The sequence below is a fragment of the Acinetobacter sp. YH12218 genome (genome assembly GCF_013417925.1).
GTDB lineage: Bacteria > Pseudomonadota > Gammaproteobacteria > Pseudomonadales > Moraxellaceae > Acinetobacter > Acinetobacter amyesii.
On sequence record NZ_VPDB01000068.1, the window covers coordinates 1 to 16,104 of the forward strand.

General features: G+C 40.1%; 17 protein-coding genes. 12 read left to right on the forward strand and 5 right to left on the reverse strand.

Annotation, left to right across the window (positions count from 1 at the left end; genetic code table 11):
- The first annotated feature begins 682 nt into the window (after positions 1-682).
- The 5 genes from FTV03_RS14535 (at position 683) to FTV03_RS14555 (ending at position 5,433) form a co-directional block, all read left to right on the forward strand.
- On the forward strand, positions 683-1,696 hold the full coding sequence (locus FTV03_RS14535) for a GTP-binding protein (protein WP_180041944.1): 1,014 nt from the start codon (positions 683-685) through the stop codon (positions 1,694-1,696).
- A gap of 65 nt (positions 1,697-1,761) precedes the next feature.
- Complete coding sequence (locus FTV03_RS14540) at positions 1,762-2,292, forward strand: YaeQ family protein (RefSeq protein ID WP_180041946.1); 531 nt, start codon at positions 1,762-1,764, stop codon at positions 2,290-2,292.
- A 114-nt stretch (positions 2,293-2,406) separates the two neighbouring features.
- Positions 2,407-3,030 (forward strand): MgtC/SapB family protein, encoded by a 624-nt coding sequence (locus FTV03_RS14545; RefSeq protein WP_180005309.1) that lies wholly within the window; start codon positions 2,407-2,409, stop codon positions 3,028-3,030.
- A gap of 80 nt (positions 3,031-3,110) precedes the next feature.
- Positions 3,111-3,449: an FKBP-type peptidyl-prolyl cis-trans isomerase gene (locus tag FTV03_RS14550; protein WP_180005310.1), complete on the forward strand. Its 339-nt coding sequence runs from the start codon at positions 3,111-3,113 to the stop codon at positions 3,447-3,449.
- A 187-nt stretch (positions 3,450-3,636) separates the two neighbouring features.
- Complete coding sequence (locus FTV03_RS14555; RefSeq protein WP_180041960.1) at positions 3,637-5,433, forward strand: diguanylate cyclase domain-containing protein; 1,797 nt, start codon at positions 3,637-3,639, stop codon at positions 5,431-5,433.
- A 126-nt stretch (positions 5,434-5,559) separates the two neighbouring features.
- On the opposite strand, the gene FTV03_RS14560 is transcribed toward FTV03_RS14555, so the two are convergent.
- The gene (locus tag FTV03_RS14560; protein ID WP_180041948.1) at positions 5,560-6,006 is read right to left on the reverse strand and encodes a GNAT family N-acetyltransferase; all 447 of its coding nucleotides are present in this window, start codon (positions 6,004-6,006) and stop codon (positions 5,560-5,562) included.
- Between the two features lie 435 nt (positions 6,007-6,441).
- On the opposite strand from FTV03_RS14560, the gene FTV03_RS14565 reads away from it, so the two are divergent.
- Positions 6,442-6,930: a hypothetical protein gene (locus FTV03_RS14565; RefSeq protein ID WP_168379275.1), complete on the forward strand. Its 489-nt coding sequence runs from the start codon at positions 6,442-6,444 to the stop codon at positions 6,928-6,930.
- Here FTV03_RS14565 and FTV03_RS14570 read toward each other — a convergent pair.
- The 3 genes from FTV03_RS14570 to FTV03_RS14580 are packed head-to-tail and all read right to left on the reverse strand — an operon-like array spanning position 6,912 to position 9,256.
- On the reverse strand, positions 6,912-7,475 hold the full coding sequence (locus tag FTV03_RS14570) for a TetR/AcrR family transcriptional regulator (RefSeq protein WP_168379274.1): 564 nt from the start codon (positions 7,473-7,475) through the stop codon (positions 6,912-6,914). The genes FTV03_RS14565 and FTV03_RS14570 overlap by 19 nt on opposite strands.
- A gap of 50 nt (positions 7,476-7,525) precedes the next feature.
- Positions 7,526-8,416, reverse strand: a complete 891-nt coding sequence (locus tag FTV03_RS14575; RefSeq protein WP_180041950.1) for an alpha/beta fold hydrolase — start codon at positions 8,414-8,416, stop codon at positions 7,526-7,528.
- A gap of 54 nt (positions 8,417-8,470) precedes the next feature.
- A complete protein-coding gene (locus FTV03_RS14580; protein WP_168379272.1) occupies positions 8,471-9,256 on the reverse strand; it encodes a crotonase/enoyl-CoA hydratase family protein in 786 nt (261 codons plus the stop codon).
- A gap of 222 nt (positions 9,257-9,478) precedes the next feature.
- Between FTV03_RS14580 and pnuC the strand changes: the two genes are divergently transcribed.
- The 4 genes from pnuC to FTV03_RS14600 all read left to right on the forward strand — a co-directional run bounded on the left by pnuC (position 9,479) and on the right by FTV03_RS14600 (position 11,714).
- Entirely contained in the window at positions 9,479-10,063 is a 585-nt protein-coding gene (pnuC, locus tag FTV03_RS14585; protein ID WP_168379271.1) for a nicotinamide riboside transporter PnuC, read from the forward strand.
- A 77-nt stretch (positions 10,064-10,140) separates the two neighbouring features.
- Positions 10,141-10,440, forward strand: a complete 300-nt coding sequence (locus FTV03_RS14590) for a hypothetical protein (RefSeq protein WP_168379270.1) — start codon at positions 10,141-10,143, stop codon at positions 10,438-10,440.
- Positions 10,441-10,864: 424 nt separating this feature from the next.
- On the forward strand, positions 10,865-11,050 hold the full coding sequence (locus FTV03_RS14595; protein ID WP_180041952.1) for a hypothetical protein: 186 nt from the start codon (positions 10,865-10,867) through the stop codon (positions 11,048-11,050).
- A 166-nt stretch (positions 11,051-11,216) separates the two neighbouring features.
- The gene (locus FTV03_RS14600) at positions 11,217-11,714 is read left to right on the forward strand and encodes a DUF2505 family protein (protein ID WP_078192225.1); all 498 of its coding nucleotides are present in this window, start codon (positions 11,217-11,219) and stop codon (positions 11,712-11,714) included.
- 360 nt (positions 11,715-12,074) lie between these two features.
- Here FTV03_RS14600 and FTV03_RS14605 read toward each other — a convergent pair whose 3' ends face one another.
- Entirely contained in the window at positions 12,075-13,355 is a 1,281-nt protein-coding gene (locus FTV03_RS14605) for an MFS transporter (RefSeq protein WP_180041954.1), read from the reverse strand.
- A gap of 740 nt (positions 13,356-14,095) precedes the next feature.
- Here FTV03_RS14605 and def point away from each other — a divergent pair.
- A complete protein-coding gene (def, locus tag FTV03_RS14610) occupies positions 14,096-14,578 on the forward strand; it encodes a peptide deformylase (RefSeq protein WP_180041956.1) in 483 nt (160 codons plus the stop codon).
- Positions 14,579-14,769: 191 nt separating this feature from the next.
- Positions 14,770-16,017: a GGDEF domain-containing protein gene (locus FTV03_RS14615; RefSeq protein WP_180041958.1), complete on the forward strand. Its 1,248-nt coding sequence runs from the start codon at positions 14,770-14,772 to the stop codon at positions 16,015-16,017.
- Positions 16,018-16,104 lie beyond the last annotated feature (87 nt).

Consider the following 16,104-nt stretch of genomic DNA (forward strand, 5'->3'; position numbering starts at 1 on the left):
TGTTCCACTTTAGATATTTGTTTAAGATGAGATGTAACTCATTGAAATGTGTCATCATATTCGTCGTCAGAAAACAAGTATTATGCCATTATTTCAATGAGTTATCTTTTTTTGTCGTGTACAAAGATATTTTAGTAAGTCCTGAAAAGATCATCACGTCCATCAGGAGAGAACTCATGCTAAATCGAGAAAACCGAGTGATCAATGCGAGCAACAAAGTGAAACAGACTGGTTAACTGGATGAATACATAACCGTCCATCCTGTGTTTTAAATGTAAAAAAAATATCGGAATCTTCATTTAACTTTGCAAGAAAAAATGACCAAATCGACTTTATGATTCATTCATTGTTTACATGATGATTACATCGATGTCGTAAATAAGCAGAATCTAGAAATTTCACTAAAATCCAAATGTAAGGATTCTTTTCGATATGGCTATTTTTTTTTAAATATAAGAGTTAACTTTGTCAATAAAGTATGACCAGATATGTCATGCATTCATGCAAATGGAATAAACAGGCTGTTTAACAGCCAGATCATCATTCAATGCCTCGGATACTAGGCTGATCTATGCTTTAGAAAAATGAAGACAGAGAAATGAAGACTAGACTTGCAGCATTTTTTTGAAATCATTATGGTAAAGGCCATCAATCATTGGCTATTTATTTGAGTGACTCACTTTTGAAATTAGTTTCTACCCACGGTGCGATTCCGGTTCATATTATTTCTGGCTTTTTAGGTGCGGGTAAAACCACAGTTTTACAGCAGTTATTAAAGCAAAAGCCAGCGGGCGAAACTTGGGCCGTACTGATGAATGAGTTTGGGCAAATCGGGGTCGATCAACAGATGTTGCCGCAAGATCAGGGCTTTGCGGTGAAGGAATTATTGGGTGGATGTCTATGTTGTAGTAGCCAACTGCCGATGCAAATTGCGTTGTCACGATTATTGTCAGAGGTGAAACCCGACCGACTGTTTATTGAGCCGACAGGTTTAGGGCATCCGGGACAACTATTGGAGCAATTGACCGAGCCACATTGGCATCCGCATTTAGCCATGCGGGCATTGGTAACCGTGGTTGATGGCTCACGCTTACATGATCAAGAGTGGACTTCGCAAAATCTGTATGCCGATCAACTCAAAGTGGCACAAATCGTTGTGGTGTCTCATGTCGATTGCATGAGTGATGCCGATCAAGCTGGTTTGGAACGACTCAAACAAACGTATTTACCGTATCAGCAGCAATGGATCAATGTCGTCAAAGGTGATTTAAAATTGGCAAATATTGATCTCGCCTATGTGGGAAGTCCTCGTAAAATTCAGCCTTTATTGGCGATACAAAAGCAAACGTTGGTCGATGTACCCACAGAAATTAAACAGTTGCCTTATCATTATGTTGAATCCGCTCAGGGCTATAGTGTCGCAGGTTGGAAACTCCCAAAACGATGGACCTTTGATTTTTTTGAGTTGTTAGATTTACTCTGTGAGCAGCAAGATTGGCTACGGATCAAAGGTATTTTTCAGACAGACCAAGGGTGGAAAACCTTTAACTTTAATCCCGATCAGTTTAATTATCAGTCGAGCGAGGAAAGTATCGATAATCGTGTCGAAATTATTTACCAGACTGAACGTGAATGGCTCGAATTTGAAGATCGTTTAATGCAGTGTCGTATCGATGCCGAGAAAGCTGAGAAATAAGTAAATCAGCGCAGCAAAAGCTTGCTAAATCTTATATGCTAGGCGCCAAATTTGAGGACTTTACTATGGCGCTAAAAGCTACAATTTATAAAGCAGATTTGAACATTGCCAATATGGATGTACACCAATATGGTGATTATCAATTGACAATGGCTTTGCATCCTTCTGAAACGATTGAACGTTTGATGGTACGTGTCTTGGCATATGCACGCTATGCAGATGAAGCCTTAGAATTTACCAAAGATCTTTTCGAAACAGACGAACCAGCGCTGTGGGAAAAAGATTTAACAGGCCAATTGGTGAAATGGATTGAAGTTGGCTGTCCTGACGAAGACAAAGTCAAAAAAGCCAGTGCACGTTGCCCAAACGTTGCTGTGATTACTTATGGTTCATCAGTAGATGAATGGTATAAACGCAACAGCAAATTGAAAACACTGAAGAATGTTGAGATTTGGCAATTATCTGAAGCGAGTACAGCTGCCATTCAAGAGTTATCCGAACGAACCATGTCTTTACAATTAAACGTAATGGACGGCGAATGGACTTTGATAGGTGATAAAGCTCAAGCTGTCATTGAATGGACACAATTGCAATAAGTTTATCATTTGATTTAACTCTTCATGATGGGTGTGAGTTTAGGCTTGCATCCTGACTATAAAATTCGGTATATCTACAAACAATGAGAAAATTTTAAAGATGGGGAGCAGCCGATGTACCCTGATTTTTATTTGTTATTTGTGGCGCTTATGATTGGCGCTGTCATTGGTGCGGAACGTGAGTACCGAAGTAAGTCGGCAGGTCTGCGCACCATGATTATGGTCAGTTTAAGTTCATGTTTATTTACTATCTTATCGTTACGTATCGGCGTTGATAGTCATGATCGAATTGCGGCCAATATTTTGACTGGCCTCGGCTTTTTGGGTGCGGGGGTAATTTTTAAAGATGAAAATCGAATTTCAGGCATTACCACAGCAACTACCATTTGGATGACCGCTGCCTTAGGCATGGCTGCGGGAGCGGGCTATGTCATGCTGAGCTTGATTGGTACGGTGATTGTGCTGATCGTTTTAATTGTTTTGATTTATATTCAAGCGTGGATTGAAGCGAAAAACCAAGCACGGAGTTATCGTATCGTTTGTCACTTTCGACAACAAACGCTGGATGACTATGAAGAGCTGTTTAAAACCTATCAAATGCAAGTGGTTCGTAGTGTGCGACATAAAACTGAACATAAAATCAGTGGGCGTTGGATCTTAATTGGCTCTGCGACAAACCATAGAAAATTAACTCAAGATCTAATGAATGATCAGGATATTCTGGAGCTCAATTTTTAACAGCGTATTTACTACGGCATCCAAAGTAATCCTGTTTATAATAGGGTTTTATTTTGATTGCGGCATTTGAGGTTGAGAGCATGAGCAAAGAATTAGAAATTATTGACTTAGTGGTAGGCGAAGGTAAAGAAGCGGTTAAAGGCGCTTTGATTACAACACACTATACAGGCTGGTTAGAAGACGGCACTAAATTCGATTCATCACTGGATCGTGGTAATTATTTTGAAACGGTAATTGGTACAGGCCGTGTGATTAAAGGTTGGGATCAGGGCATCATGGGGATGAAAGTCGGTGGTAAACGTAAGTTAATCGTGCCATCACATTTGGCTTATGGTGAGCGTAAAATGGGCAATGTGATTCCTGCCAATTCAAATCTTATTTTTGAGATTGAATTGTATGATGTAAAAACGCGCGATTAATACAGTGACTGTTTTAGATCGATGACATGGACGTTATTGATCAATTGGATAAAATAGTAGTTGTTATTTTTGTCTTTTACCGTAGATTAGAATAATTGCTCGAGTATAAACGCAGGAATCAAAGCCGTTGTCTTTACAGTTGCCTTGCACCAGATTGTTCTGGGTTCTTACCTTTATTATTTTTACATTGGCATTCACTGTATCGACTGCTCAAGCACAGTATGAAACTGCGCCTAAATCGTTTTATTTAAAACATCAAAACGAAGTTAACCAAATCTACTTCACGGAAGACACCAGTAGCCTCTTACAAGGCAAATGGTTGTTTTATCCAAATCAATTTTTAACTTCTCCGAGTTCGGTTCTAGTCGGTCAAACGGTCTATCTGCCTGCATCATTTAAAGACATCACAGGGGACAGTAAAGGTTTTGGGACATTTACTGGACATTTCCAAATCCCTAAACAATTTATTGGTCGACGTATCGCGGTATTGATTCCAAATCAGTACGGTGCGTATCGGGTATTTTTAAATGGTGATGTGATCGTTCGTTTGGGCGAGGTGGGGCGTACTGAAGCAGAACAAAAAACGGAGAATGCACCGCGAATTGCCTATTTTGTGGCACAAGATGAATATTTCACTTTAACCATTCAGGCTTCAAGTTTTAACAGTATGCACGGCGGGTTTGAAAACCCGATGCGTATTGGTATTGCTAAGACAATAAACCGCCAATTCCAACAACAAATGATGAGTATTGGAATGGTGTCGGGCGCCGTCTTGGGTGTGGGACTCTTTACGATCCTATTTTCTGTTTTCCGAGGTTTACGCGGTCGCAATAGCCGAAGTAATTTGGTGTTTGGCTTATTTATTGTCTTTTTAGCATTCCATAATTTATTTTCAGCACCTTATGCCTATACCACTTTTACCGATATCAATTGGTTGTGGGGCACGCGATTAGAATATTTATTTACTTATTTGGCGTCGATTTTCTTTTTAAGTTATATCCACTTACTCAGTCGTCGCTATTTATTTACCTTAAATTATCAGATAGCGATGTTGCTGTTGTCTTTGAATATTTCAGTGACTTTTGTTTCGACGCCTGAGATTTTTCAGCCTTTGGCAACCTACAGCTTTGCCTATGTGATCGTTGTTCTGAGTAATTTTGCGTATGGTTTTTACCTAACACTGAAAAAGAAAGAACCGTATTCAAAATTAAATTTAATCGCGGTTATTTTCCTGTGCATTACTTTTTTAAACGACTTCTTGCTGATGATGAATTTGATTGATTCAGTCAATTTATCGTTCATTTCAACCAGTTTGTATGCTTTGTTGATCATGTTTCAGCAATCGCATCACTATGCACAGCAGTCGATGCATACCGAGCAGTTGAATAATAGTTTGCTTGAGCTAAACAGTTCACTCGATCAGAAAGTTAAAGAGCGCACCTTACAGCTTCACGAGCTGAATAAAAAATTAGAGCTACAAATTCGTATTGATGCCTTAACAGGGGCATTTAACCGTCGTGCATTGAATGCTGAAATTCAACGCTTATATTCGGAAGTCCGTTTTCATAGTCACCGAACATTGGTCTTTGCTATGTTAGATGTCGATTATTTTAAAAATTATAATGACCACTATGGACATCTCAAAGGCGATGAGGTGTTACAGCAGATCGTGAAAACCATGCAAAATACCCTGCCAAGTTCAGCCTATGTGGCTCGCTACGGGGGAGAAGAGTTTGCCATATTGATGCATGATGTTCCGTATGCGATTGCCCAAGAGCAATTGCAATTGGTACTCGAAGCCATGCGTAATGAACAACTTGAACATGTTAATCGGGGGGATGACAAAAATTACGTCACACTGAGTTTGGGCATGGCATGGATGGATAAGCAGAATGACTTCGACAGTATCGAAGCCTTAATGAAGCATGCAGACCATTATTTATATATGGCTAAACAGGCAGGACGCGATCAACTTAAGCCTTGATACACAGTTGTAAACGGTTAAAACTTTGCGGTGCTATTGTTAGTACCATTGCCAATACTCATTTAAATTCATCTCTCAAATTCATGCTGTTTGAAAATCTATCCTTCTATGAACTTTATCTCTCTACTAACAGAGCTGTTTAACCAATTTGAGCGGAACATCGGCAGGCTCAAAATCCTGATGTGTGACAAAGCCATATTTTTGGTAAAAGGCGAGTGCCGTATGGGTACTTTCTAGACTGATCTCGGTAATATTCTTTTTCCGGACACAGTGAATCATGTTTAACAATAACGCCTTACCAATGCCTTGGTACTGACGTTCTGGGCAGATATAGTTCAGTAAAATTTGTCCCTGATCACTGACTAAAATAAAGCCGACCACTCGATTGTCACTGACGTAGACCCAACTATCGTTGTAAAGCATCCACATTAAGATATTTGATTGATTTGCCTCCTCAAGCCAAGTTTGAATCACACTTTCATTACGTTGATGGTCCTGGATACATGAACGAATGCTGTTGTGAATCACGTGAATAATTTCGGGTATGTCCTGGATTTGTGCTTCGCGTATCATAATTTTTTCTTTTTATAGAAAACTCCAACAGCCTGTCATTTCAGAAGATATCGCCATGTGCTTAAAGAGGTTTCTTGTTGCGTTTTATGTTTTTTTGCTGCCATTGCGCTGTTGGGTTGGGTTTTTATTTCAAAATTGTTGCAAAATTTACAAATGTATATTTATAAATTAATCGTTAAATACGGATAAATAACGACATAAATGCATCTAACTATACTGTTTTTAAAGTAATAATAGATTTTTTAGAAATGTATACATACTCAATGATTTCAGCAGGTGTAATAGTTTGAAATAAATTAGCAAAGAAAATAGGCCAAATTTCAGCTTTAAAATAATTTTGTATGAATTTTAAACGTTATTGTGCGTTATATTAGTCCATAAAAATATTCGATGATTCAAGATGTGCATGCGCGTCATCGGCAGTAGGTTGTTATTATGGTTAATTTTCTCATTGTGATATGTATTCTGATCGCGTTGTCTGCAGCGGGCATTGTGGTCAAAAAAATCCTAAAAACAGAAAAATATCGTCAAAAATATACGCGCTACCAAGCACCAGAAAAATCGAACAGTATCTCTTTAGCATCGAATGATGATGCTATACGCCAAGTCGATCAGGTCATTGAAGTTGATGAATATGAACAGCAACTTTTTGATGATATTGCGGAAATTTTCTTTCAACAACAATACAAATTAGATTCGCTACAGGCAGCCGAGCAGTTACAAGAAGTCTTTTTACGTCGCATGCCAGTGAATTGTAAAACTCAAATTCGCCAATTAGATTTGAATGAATGGTCGATTTATTGGAATTTTTACAATCAATCACTCGAGTATTATTTAGGCCGATACGGTGAGTTTTATACACATGTCGACCGTTTTGGCGAAGAACATAAAATTGAATATCGCTATCAAGACTCCGCAAGTTGAAGCAAAATGCGATCTTGGACTAAATCGAGATAACTCAAATCATCGGTTATTCGGGCCATTAAAATAGCGCCTTCATAATCCGCCAAGCTGACTTTGGCAAGTTGAGCGGCGTGTTCGATGGTCATGCATCGCTTAAAAAACACTTCAAAGGCGAGTTGCCACTCCTGAAAGATGGACTGTAATTTTGCAAAAATCTCGGCAGGTAAATGTTGCCGCTCCATACTTAAGATCCCGACCAAACAGCCTAATCCACCTTGGCTAAAAAACTGGATGGCCTGTTGATGGATGTGCGAGAAAGCCTGTTGAGGTGATGCAGTGGATCGCTGTAATTGCTGAAAAATACTGTGCTTTAACTTCACGTGTGTCAGGTTTAAAATTTCCATCAGCAAAGCGTCTTTATTCGGATAGTCATAATAAAACGCAGCTTTTGAAAGTCCACAGGCTTCAGCCAATTTCCCCATGCTGCAGCCCATATAGCCATAGCGTTTAAAGGCGTGTGCTGACTGTAGTAATAGATGTTCTGAGGTGTTTTTCCGTGGACGCATGTATCTCTCTATCCAAATAAATCACTATGATGTGTATAAAGTAAATTGGTTTAACCGACTAATAGTTCGTCAAACCTTCCAATGACTTCCTGCCATAAGGGTTCAGCACCTTTGCGGAAATATCCCATATGACCAATATGTTTTAGACCATAATCTTGCGCTTCAATATTGATATAGTGCATTGATGCTTGCGCATAATGTTGCATAAAAGCATGTCGTGAATTGGGTAATGCCCAGTCATCATCGAGCGCAGCGACCGCATAAATCGGCGTTTGAACTGCAGCATATTGTTGAGATAGCTCACTCAGCTCAGGGTCGGCAAAGAAATAGGTTGGGTTTTTACACCAACGACGCCATTGCTTATAGACATCGACAGGAAGGTCAGCGCCCATATTGAGTTTGCTCCAAGGCAAATACCCTTTGACGGCAACCATCGGCGGAAAAACGATATTCCACATCACATGAACTTTCATTTTTTCTTTAAAGGGCATATAGCCATGCCAACCTGCGCCAGTGCCAAAACAATACATGGCACGTATCTGATCATGATTTGAGGTAAGGCCTAGTGCTTGACCGCCATAAGAGTGTCCCACTAGAAAAGTTTCCTGACCGTGTTGTTGCATATAAGCTATGGCACCAGAAAGGTCATAACGTCCCCAGTCAAGATAAGACATCTTAAAGCCTTTAAGTTTTGACGGTGCAGAACGTCCTATACCACGATAATCAAAAGTCAGTACTTGATAACCGAGTCCTGCGGCATACTCGGCAAAACGACGGTAAAATTGTTGAGGTACACCTGTCGCACTTGAAATAATAATATTGGCCTTAGCGGCAGTATTAGGCCGATATTCAACGCCTGAAAGCGTATAACCATCGGTTGCAGGGAAACTCACGGGTGTACTATGTATTTCTTGCGCTGCTGGTTCTAAATCCGTTGACATAATTTTTCTCTTGATAGGCAGGACGTAAAGGGTTTACTCAGTTTAAATAAAGGGTTATTTGCCCTGAAAATTGGCTGCGCGACGTTGTAGCATGGCCATCACACCTTCTTGTACATCTTGTGTTTTTAGTAGTGGTTGTAAGTGCTGATCCAATTGAGCAAAGGCAGCATCGGCTCCCAAATGCACCCCTTGCTGTGCTGCAGCGAGTGTTGCCTGAACCGCCAGTGGTGCAGCCTGTGCAATTTGTTCTGCAAGTTCTATTGCATGAGATAAGGGCGCTTGGTCGGTGATTTCAGTCACCAAGTTCATGTCATATGCCGTTTGCGCATTGAAACGTTCACCTGTGAGTAAATAGCGCATGGCTTTATTCCAACCCGCTGCTTGCACAAAGCGAACTGTTGCGCCACCAAAGGGAAGAATGCCACGTTGCACTTCCATTTGAGCAAACTCCGTGTGACGCTGTGCGATCACGATATCGGCATTCAGCATGAGTTCAATACCCGCTGTAAAACAGAACCCTTGTACCGCGACCACAACTGGTTTTTTTCGTTGTCGTGAGTTGGTTCCCCACGGATTAATTTGCTGATCAGGAAAATTAAACAGCCCGCTGCCAAGTTTGGGTTGTAGTTCGACCAGATCTAGACCCGCAGTAAAATGATCGCCATGAGCAAAAATCACCGCACAGCGTAAATTTGGATCATCTTCATATTCAGTGAGCGCCAGTGAAAGGTCATGAATTAAATGACTGTCAAACGCATTTCGTTTATCTGCACGGTCCAAACCGATTAAATAAAGATGACCACGAATTTCTCGACTTACACGACCTTGTTGTTCTGACATTTGGATGATTCCTTCTGATTATTCTTTATGCATAGCTAAGTTTTTAAACGATTGTTAGAAAACTGTCAAAACTGATGCGTTCAAAACATCAAAATCATCGTCTGGTGGATGAGTGGTTTGATTTAAAATTTACAGAGTTGATATGAAATAGTGCAGGATATAGCTTGCCTTTGGGCTGATTTTTTCCATAATAGCTGCAGCTTTTTTAAGGCCCAATCTACCATGTCAAACTTAGAAATTTTTGCAGTCATTATTAGCTTAATCGGGGTGACTTTAACCATTAAGCGAAATATGTGGTGTTGGTGGTTTAACTTTGCAGCTTTTTTGCTGTATGCCTACCTGTTTTATACCTACAAACTTTATGGCGAAACCATTTTGCAGTTTTTCTTTGTAGTGGTGAACTTCTACGGTTTTTATCATTGGTTGAAGGGCAAACAACAAGACCACGACATTCGTATTGAACCGATTGCGACCAAACTCGTGATCTTTCAAATGCTCTTAGCTGCGGTGGGCGGTTTGATTTTTGGTTTAAGCCTGCACTATTTTACCGATGCAGCCGTGCCGATTTTGGATGCACAATTGGCCGCATTTAGTTTACTCGCAACGTATTGGACCAGCCGGAAACATATTGCTACTTGGGTGCTTTGGGTATTTGTCGATATTATCTATGTGGGTATGTTTATATACAAAGACCTGTATCTCACTGCGGCGTTGTATGCTGGTTTTGTGGGCTTGGCGGCATTTGGTTGGTGGCAATGGACACAAGTCAAAAATAAACAGCAGCAACAGGCGATGAAAGCTTTATAAGGATCATTGGGTGATGGCAAAGCTACTTTTAATAGCCGATTCCGAACCCGATGAATAAGTAAAGAGCGTGCAGAGTCATGATTATCGACTTTCAACTTGAGCAGCAACTGCGTTTTGATCGACAAGCTGGGTTTCTATTGCAGCAAAAAGCGAGCTTTTTTCAGTTTGAACAAATAGCAGATGTGTATAACGCTGAATGGCTCAATGCATTTCCACAAGGCACGCAATGTAGCATCAGCGGTTTGGATGATGGTGCAGATGAATACGGCATCCAAATCAGTTACAAACACCAAAGTATCTTGATTGATTATTCACAAGTAATCAAATTGGTACACCGTGATCGGGATGGTGTGGTGCATAGCATGATCTTAAATTAACAACTGATGTTACGCACGTAAAAGTACTTATGCACTTTTAAAATGATTTTTAAGTCTATTCGACGGAGTCTTACATCTAAAGATTGAATAAAGGGATTAGCCTTCGGCTGGAGGTACTCTTACGGAACATTGTTTCTCATTCGGCAAAATGAGAAGCGTGCTTCGTAAAGAAACCATCTTGCGGTGCAATGCACCTCACCGACAAAACTCGTTCACTACCGTCAAATTATTCAAAGCATCGCAAAAACATTTTTGATTAGAAGTAGTCCTGTCTCAAACACTTGCGGATGACCTTACCGCGTATCGTTCTTTTATTTGAAGTAAATTGCGCTTTGATGGTTACTGCATAACATCAGTTAATCAGCTATGTTTCGAACTTTTTCATGATTATGGCTCGCACTGCACGTCTTTTGAACCAAGCGCTTTGATACATGCAAAACCAATACAACAGCTTCCTGAACAAGCCAGCTTTGATATTTTTAGCCTCGACTTTGGTCATTGGTACGCAAAGTTGTCCTATGCAGGGATGTATTTAAAAATTGATGCGGGCTGGGAATTTCAGCTCGAGTTTAAAGATCAGCATGGGCAAATCTATCAAAAAGTCCTTTAAGGCAGAGTCCCTCTGAATTTCAGTATGGCAATTCTGTTTTTCTAGCTTGGTTTCAGGTCAATGACAGCCACAGCGCTTTCCGATTTAATCCAAAACACAGTTATAGCAACTGTAGACTGGGCGAAATAAAACAATAAAACCAATATTGACCTGAAGGATTACGAGAATGGCACATCAATTTACCGTCAATGCCACAATTCATGGCGTTTCACTTGAAGATTTTAAACGACTAGCCGCAGATATCAGCTTGCATGAAGCGGTGTGCAAACGCATACCGGGTGAAAATCTAGAAATTTTAGAATCAAAAAAAACAGGTGATATGTATACCTTAAAACGTGCGTATAACCTTGATGTAAATATTCCAGATATTGCCAAGAAGTTTTTAAAAGATGCGTTTCGTCTGAAACGTACGGATATTAGTAATTTGGCGGCATTAACCTCTGACGTCAAACTAGATCCGAACCTACCGCTCGAAGCCAGTTGTAAACGAAGTGTCAGTGGTGATGCAACACAAGTGAGTTTCAATTTGGACTGGACGGTGAAAGTCAAAGTTCCACTTATTGGTGGATTACTTGAAAAACATGCAGAAGGTGAAATTCGTCGTTTTAGTCAGCTTGAGATTGAAATTGTAGAAGATGAATTGCGTAAAAATTTAAAAGCCTGAATTGATTTGAAAGAGATTTAAAAAAAGCGGTCATTGACCGCTTTTTTTAGTGACTGATGTTACGCACGTAAAAGTAATTTCACAATTTTTAAATGATATTTAAGTCTATTCGACGAGGTCTTACATCTATGGATTGAATAAAGGGATTAGCCTTCGGCTGGAGGTACTTTTGTTTAGGCAAAAGTATCCAAAACCATTGTCATCCGCAAAACTCGTTCACTAGCGTCAAATTTTTCAAAGTATTGCAAAAACAATTTTGATTAAAAGTAGTCCTGTCTCAAACACTTGCGGATGACCTTAGCGCGTATCGTTCATTTATTTGAATCAAATTGCGCTGCTGATGTTACTTCGTAACATCAGTTAGCGAGATGTTTTTTCAAAACGTTGACGATAAAGCATCGCAGTAAAGAAGGTCACCAAACAGACAGTCCATATATAATACATAGCGCCAATGTTGCTGTATAAACTCAACCATTGAACCAATGGCAAAGTGATACCACCCGCGATGGCATAGGCCAAATTGTATGAAAATGAAATGCCCGAGAAACGAATCTGTGCAGGGAACATTTTCACCATACTATAAGACACCATACCAACCGTACCTGATGCCAAACCGAGCAACATATAGAGCGCAAACACGGTCGATGCTGCCACATGGCCCAGGCTGTTATAGAACACGCCCGCAATTATCGCGACAAGGAGGGAACCGAACAGCATCACTTTGCCTGCACCGAAGCGATCTGCCAAAAGACCTGCCAAGATACAACCGACCATTTGCATCACAATAGCGGCACTTTGCATTTTAAAGGCATCAGCACGTTCAAAACCAAAGGTGCCCGTGAGTAGATTTGGCATCGCTAAAATTAATACAACAACGCAGCCAGTTAAGAACCATGTAAACAGCATACCAATCACAACGCCTGTTTTGTGCTGTTGCAGTACTTGTTTCACTGGAAGCTCTTTAGCCAATTGTTTCTTTTCTTGCATGGCTTTAAATACAGGCGTTTCTTTTAAATAACTGCGGAGATAGAGCGCAACAAAGCCAAAGATCCCGCCTAAAATAAATGGAATCCGCCATGCCCAGTCATGGATTTCTGACTCTGTAAATTGTAATGAAATAAACAAAGACATCAGTGCGCCCAATAGGATACCTAAAGATAAGCCAGCAGTGAGTAAGCCATTGGCGATACCAATTTTTTGCTCAGGCACATGCTCTGAAACAAAAGTCCATGCAGCAGGGATTTCACCACCAATCGCGATGCCTTGAATCACACGCATCAGTAGGAGCAAAAGTGGTGCTGCATAACCAATACTTTCAAAAGTCGGCATCACACCGATCATCAGTGTAGGCAGAGCCATGAGTAAAATAGACAAACTAAATAAACGCTTACGACCAATCAAATCGCCAAAATGCGCCATCACCACACCACCCAATGGGCGGAAAAAATATCCAGATGCAAAAATACCATAGGTATTCAGCATCGCCCAAAATGGACTGAGTCCAGTGGGGAAAAACAGTTCCGAAATAATTTTGGCGTAGAACACATAAATGACAAAGTCATAAAACTCAAGTGCGCCACCGAGGGATGACAGTCCGAGGGTGCGTTTATCTTGACGAGTCAGGCGTGGCTGAGCTTCCATGCACATATTTTCCAGCAGCAAATAGCATTTGACGATTTTAGTGATTCAATTTTTTATTGAATAATCAAACTTTGTTGCCTTATTAAAAACTTATAGTTATGAAAATATTATTAATTAAGAACAAAATAATATAGATAAAGTCGCATTAACTTAAAGAATGATTGGTAATAGATAATGGCGTACCTTGATGTATAAATGATAAATATCAATGGAATAGGGTAGTATGATCTACTATTTTACTTTGTGCTCTATATAAACCACAAAAGATTCAAAGCCATAGCATGCTGTTGTTTTATACTCAGAACCGATAATAATGCATATTGCATGGTTGTTTTTTTTTAAATAACTGATATTACGCAGTAACATCAGAAGCGTTATTTGATTCAAATGAAAGAATGATACGCGGTAACGTCATCCGCAAGTGTTTGAGACAGGACTCCTTCTAATCAAAAAAGTTTTTGCGATACTTTGAATAATTTGATACTAGTGAACGAGTTTTGTCGGTGAGGTGCATTGCACCGCAAGATGGTTTCCTTGCGAAGCTTTGCTTCTCATTTTGCCTAATGAGAAACATTGTTTCGTAAGAGTACCTCCAGCCGAAGGCTAATCCCTTTATTTAAATCCTAGATGTAAGACTCCGTCGAATAAACTTAAATATCATTTTAAAATTGTGAAATTACTTTTACGTGCGTTACATCAGTTAAATAATTTAAGCCCGCTAGACTTAAAAGGATAAAAACATGAGTCATATTGCTGCTGTTGCACAGCGTGGTGAAGCGATTTTGACGCTTACGGCTGCAGAGGTGCAAGCGTCTGAAATAGGTTCTGAATGGTTAATTGCACTGAGCGAAACACTGCATGCCACCATGCTTGAGCGTCAAGGCGTAGGCATTGCCGCGCCGCAAATTTATGTTTCAAAGCGGGTGATTATCGTGGCTTCACGTGCAAATTTACGCTATCCCGATGCGCCTGAAATGGAGGCGATCGTGATGGTCAATCCAGTGATTACATCTCGATCTACGACCACGGTTTTGGGTGAAGAAGGCTGCTTAAGTGTGCCGAATGCACGAGGACAAGTCCCGAGAGCCGAGCAAATTCACGTGCGATATTTGACCCTTCAAGGTGAAGTCAAAGAGAAAACCCTGAATGGCTTTCCTGCACGGATCGTACAACATGAGGTCGATCATCTGAACGGGATCTTATTCACCGAGCGTTTAGAATAATAAACCGTGTTATTTCAAAAATAAAAAAGTGACCAATTGAGCTAAAAAAATAACGGAAAAGTAAATTGAATAGTGGTGCAAGTGAAGTTTAAAGGCTTTAAATGTTGCATTTTTAATTGTGAAAATAGGCATTCTTTTTGAAGTTAAAACCTTGTATAACTAGCGAAATAATAAAATAAAAAAGAAGATTAATGGGGAAAAATTGGGGCAATGCTGTCTGTACGAAATGGGGCGTACAATGGCGTAAATTGAAGCATCTTTTGTTTGAGTCAGACTATCTCATCATCAATTGGTCTGACTACGATAAAGGGCGTTTACTTCTCATCTTTGGCATGCTGAGTCAAGTTAGCGTGTTGAAGTGGTGCATCATGAATTTTTATTATTCGACCAATCGGATTTGGTTTAATCCGAGTGAACTCAAGTTCAGGATCATCGTCGCTTGTATAGTCCTACTCAGTTATGGCGTATTGGCCGTACTCAGTCTTTATTTCAAAAATTATTTAAATTTTAGACTGTTTTTTAGCTATTTTTCGCCCGTCCTGTTTGGGATCGGCATGATCTATGGTGGCTATATGATCGGGATCTATAGTCCTGCCACCATGGCGGGGACGGTCAATCTGCTAATGGTCGGTTTAGTTTTTTATCGCCCTGCGATTATGCTCAGTATTACATTTCCGATCACACTGTTTATTGGCTACATTTGCTATCAAACTTCGATTGACCATCTAGAATATGCACCGATTTTCAGCCCGGCTTTAAAACAGAGTGAGTTTTACGACAATGCCTTTTGGCTCATGAGTATGGCGGAGTTGTATTTACCCATATTGATCGTCAGTGCGGTGTTTTTTCAGATTTTGCTTTTACAGTGGCGACACCGTGAACAAAAGATGGAAGTCCTTAGCCGTTTCGATGGTCTGACCAATGTGTTTAATCGTCGTTATGTTAGTCATGAACTTGATACACTCAGTAAAAAGACACGGCCTGAATTTGCAGTTGTTATGCTTGATCTCGACCATTTTAAACTGATCAATGACCTATATGGACATGATGCAGGAGATGCCGTTTTACAACGTGTTGCTCAAATTTTAAATGACAATACCCGTGTGCAAGATGTGGTTGGACGTTATGGCGGTGAAGAATTTATTTTAATTTTAAAAAATCAGAGTTTAGAGCAGGCGATAGAGGTCGCTGAACGCTGTCGATTGGCCATTTCTGAAGCTGAAACAATGCTAGCCAACCAACAAATCTTGAAGATTAGTGCAAGTTTCGGTGTAGCAACTGCGATTGAGGGGACACCGTCTGCTGTGGTCACGCGTATGGCCGATCAAGCGCTGTACATGGCAAAGCAACAAGGACGTAACCAAGTGCGTAGCTTTCGTGAGTTAAACTTGGCAGAAGATTATAGGACTTACGCATTGACGGATTCAAAAAAGTATTAAAATACTTTATAAAGTATCTGTGATCAGACGAATTAAAAATGCTTCTACAGCAACTTGTACTCTACCCATTTATATGGGCTTTCTCAT

Excerpts from the sequence above, each read along its gene's own strand:
- FTV03_RS14540 (WP_180041946.1), top strand. The coding sequence starts at position 1,762 with ATGGCGCTAAAAGCTACAATTTATAAAGCAGATTTGAACATTGCCAAT.
- FTV03_RS14545 (WP_180005309.1), top strand. The coding sequence starts at position 2,407 with ATGTACCCTGATTTTTATTTGTTATTTGTGGCGCTTATGATTGGCGCT.
- FTV03_RS14550 (WP_180005310.1), top strand. The coding sequence starts at position 3,111 with ATGAGCAAAGAATTAGAAATTATTGACTTAGTGGTAGGCGAAGGTAAA.
- FTV03_RS14560 (WP_180041948.1), bottom strand. The coding sequence starts at position 6,006 with ATGATACGCGAAGCACAAATCCAGGACATACCCGAAATTATTCACGTG.
- FTV03_RS14565 (WP_168379275.1), top strand. The coding sequence starts at position 6,442 with ATGGTTAATTTTCTCATTGTGATATGTATTCTGATCGCGTTGTCTGCA.
- FTV03_RS14570 (WP_168379274.1), bottom strand. The coding sequence starts at position 7,475 with ATGCGTCCACGGAAAAACACCTCAGAACATCTATTACTACAGTCAGCA.
- FTV03_RS14575 (WP_180041950.1), bottom strand. The coding sequence starts at position 8,416 with ATGTCAACGGATTTAGAACCAGCAGCGCAAGAAATACATAGTACACCC.
- FTV03_RS14580 (WP_168379272.1), bottom strand. The coding sequence starts at position 9,256 with ATGTCAGAACAACAAGGTCGTGTAAGTCGAGAAATTCGTGGTCATCTT.
- pnuC (WP_168379271.1), top strand. The coding sequence starts at position 9,479 with ATGTCAAACTTAGAAATTTTTGCAGTCATTATTAGCTTAATCGGGGTG.
- FTV03_RS14590 (WP_168379270.1), top strand. The coding sequence starts at position 10,141 with ATGATTATCGACTTTCAACTTGAGCAGCAACTGCGTTTTGATCGACAA.
- FTV03_RS14600 (WP_078192225.1), top strand. The coding sequence starts at position 11,217 with ATGGCACATCAATTTACCGTCAATGCCACAATTCATGGCGTTTCACTT.
- FTV03_RS14605 (WP_180041954.1), bottom strand. The coding sequence starts at position 13,355 with ATGGAAGCTCAGCCACGCCTGACTCGTCAAGATAAACGCACCCTCGGA.
- def (WP_180041956.1), top strand. The coding sequence starts at position 14,096 with ATGAGTCATATTGCTGCTGTTGCACAGCGTGGTGAAGCGATTTTGACG.
- FTV03_RS14615 (WP_180041958.1), top strand. The coding sequence starts at position 14,770 with ATGGGGAAAAATTGGGGCAATGCTGTCTGTACGAAATGGGGCGTACAA.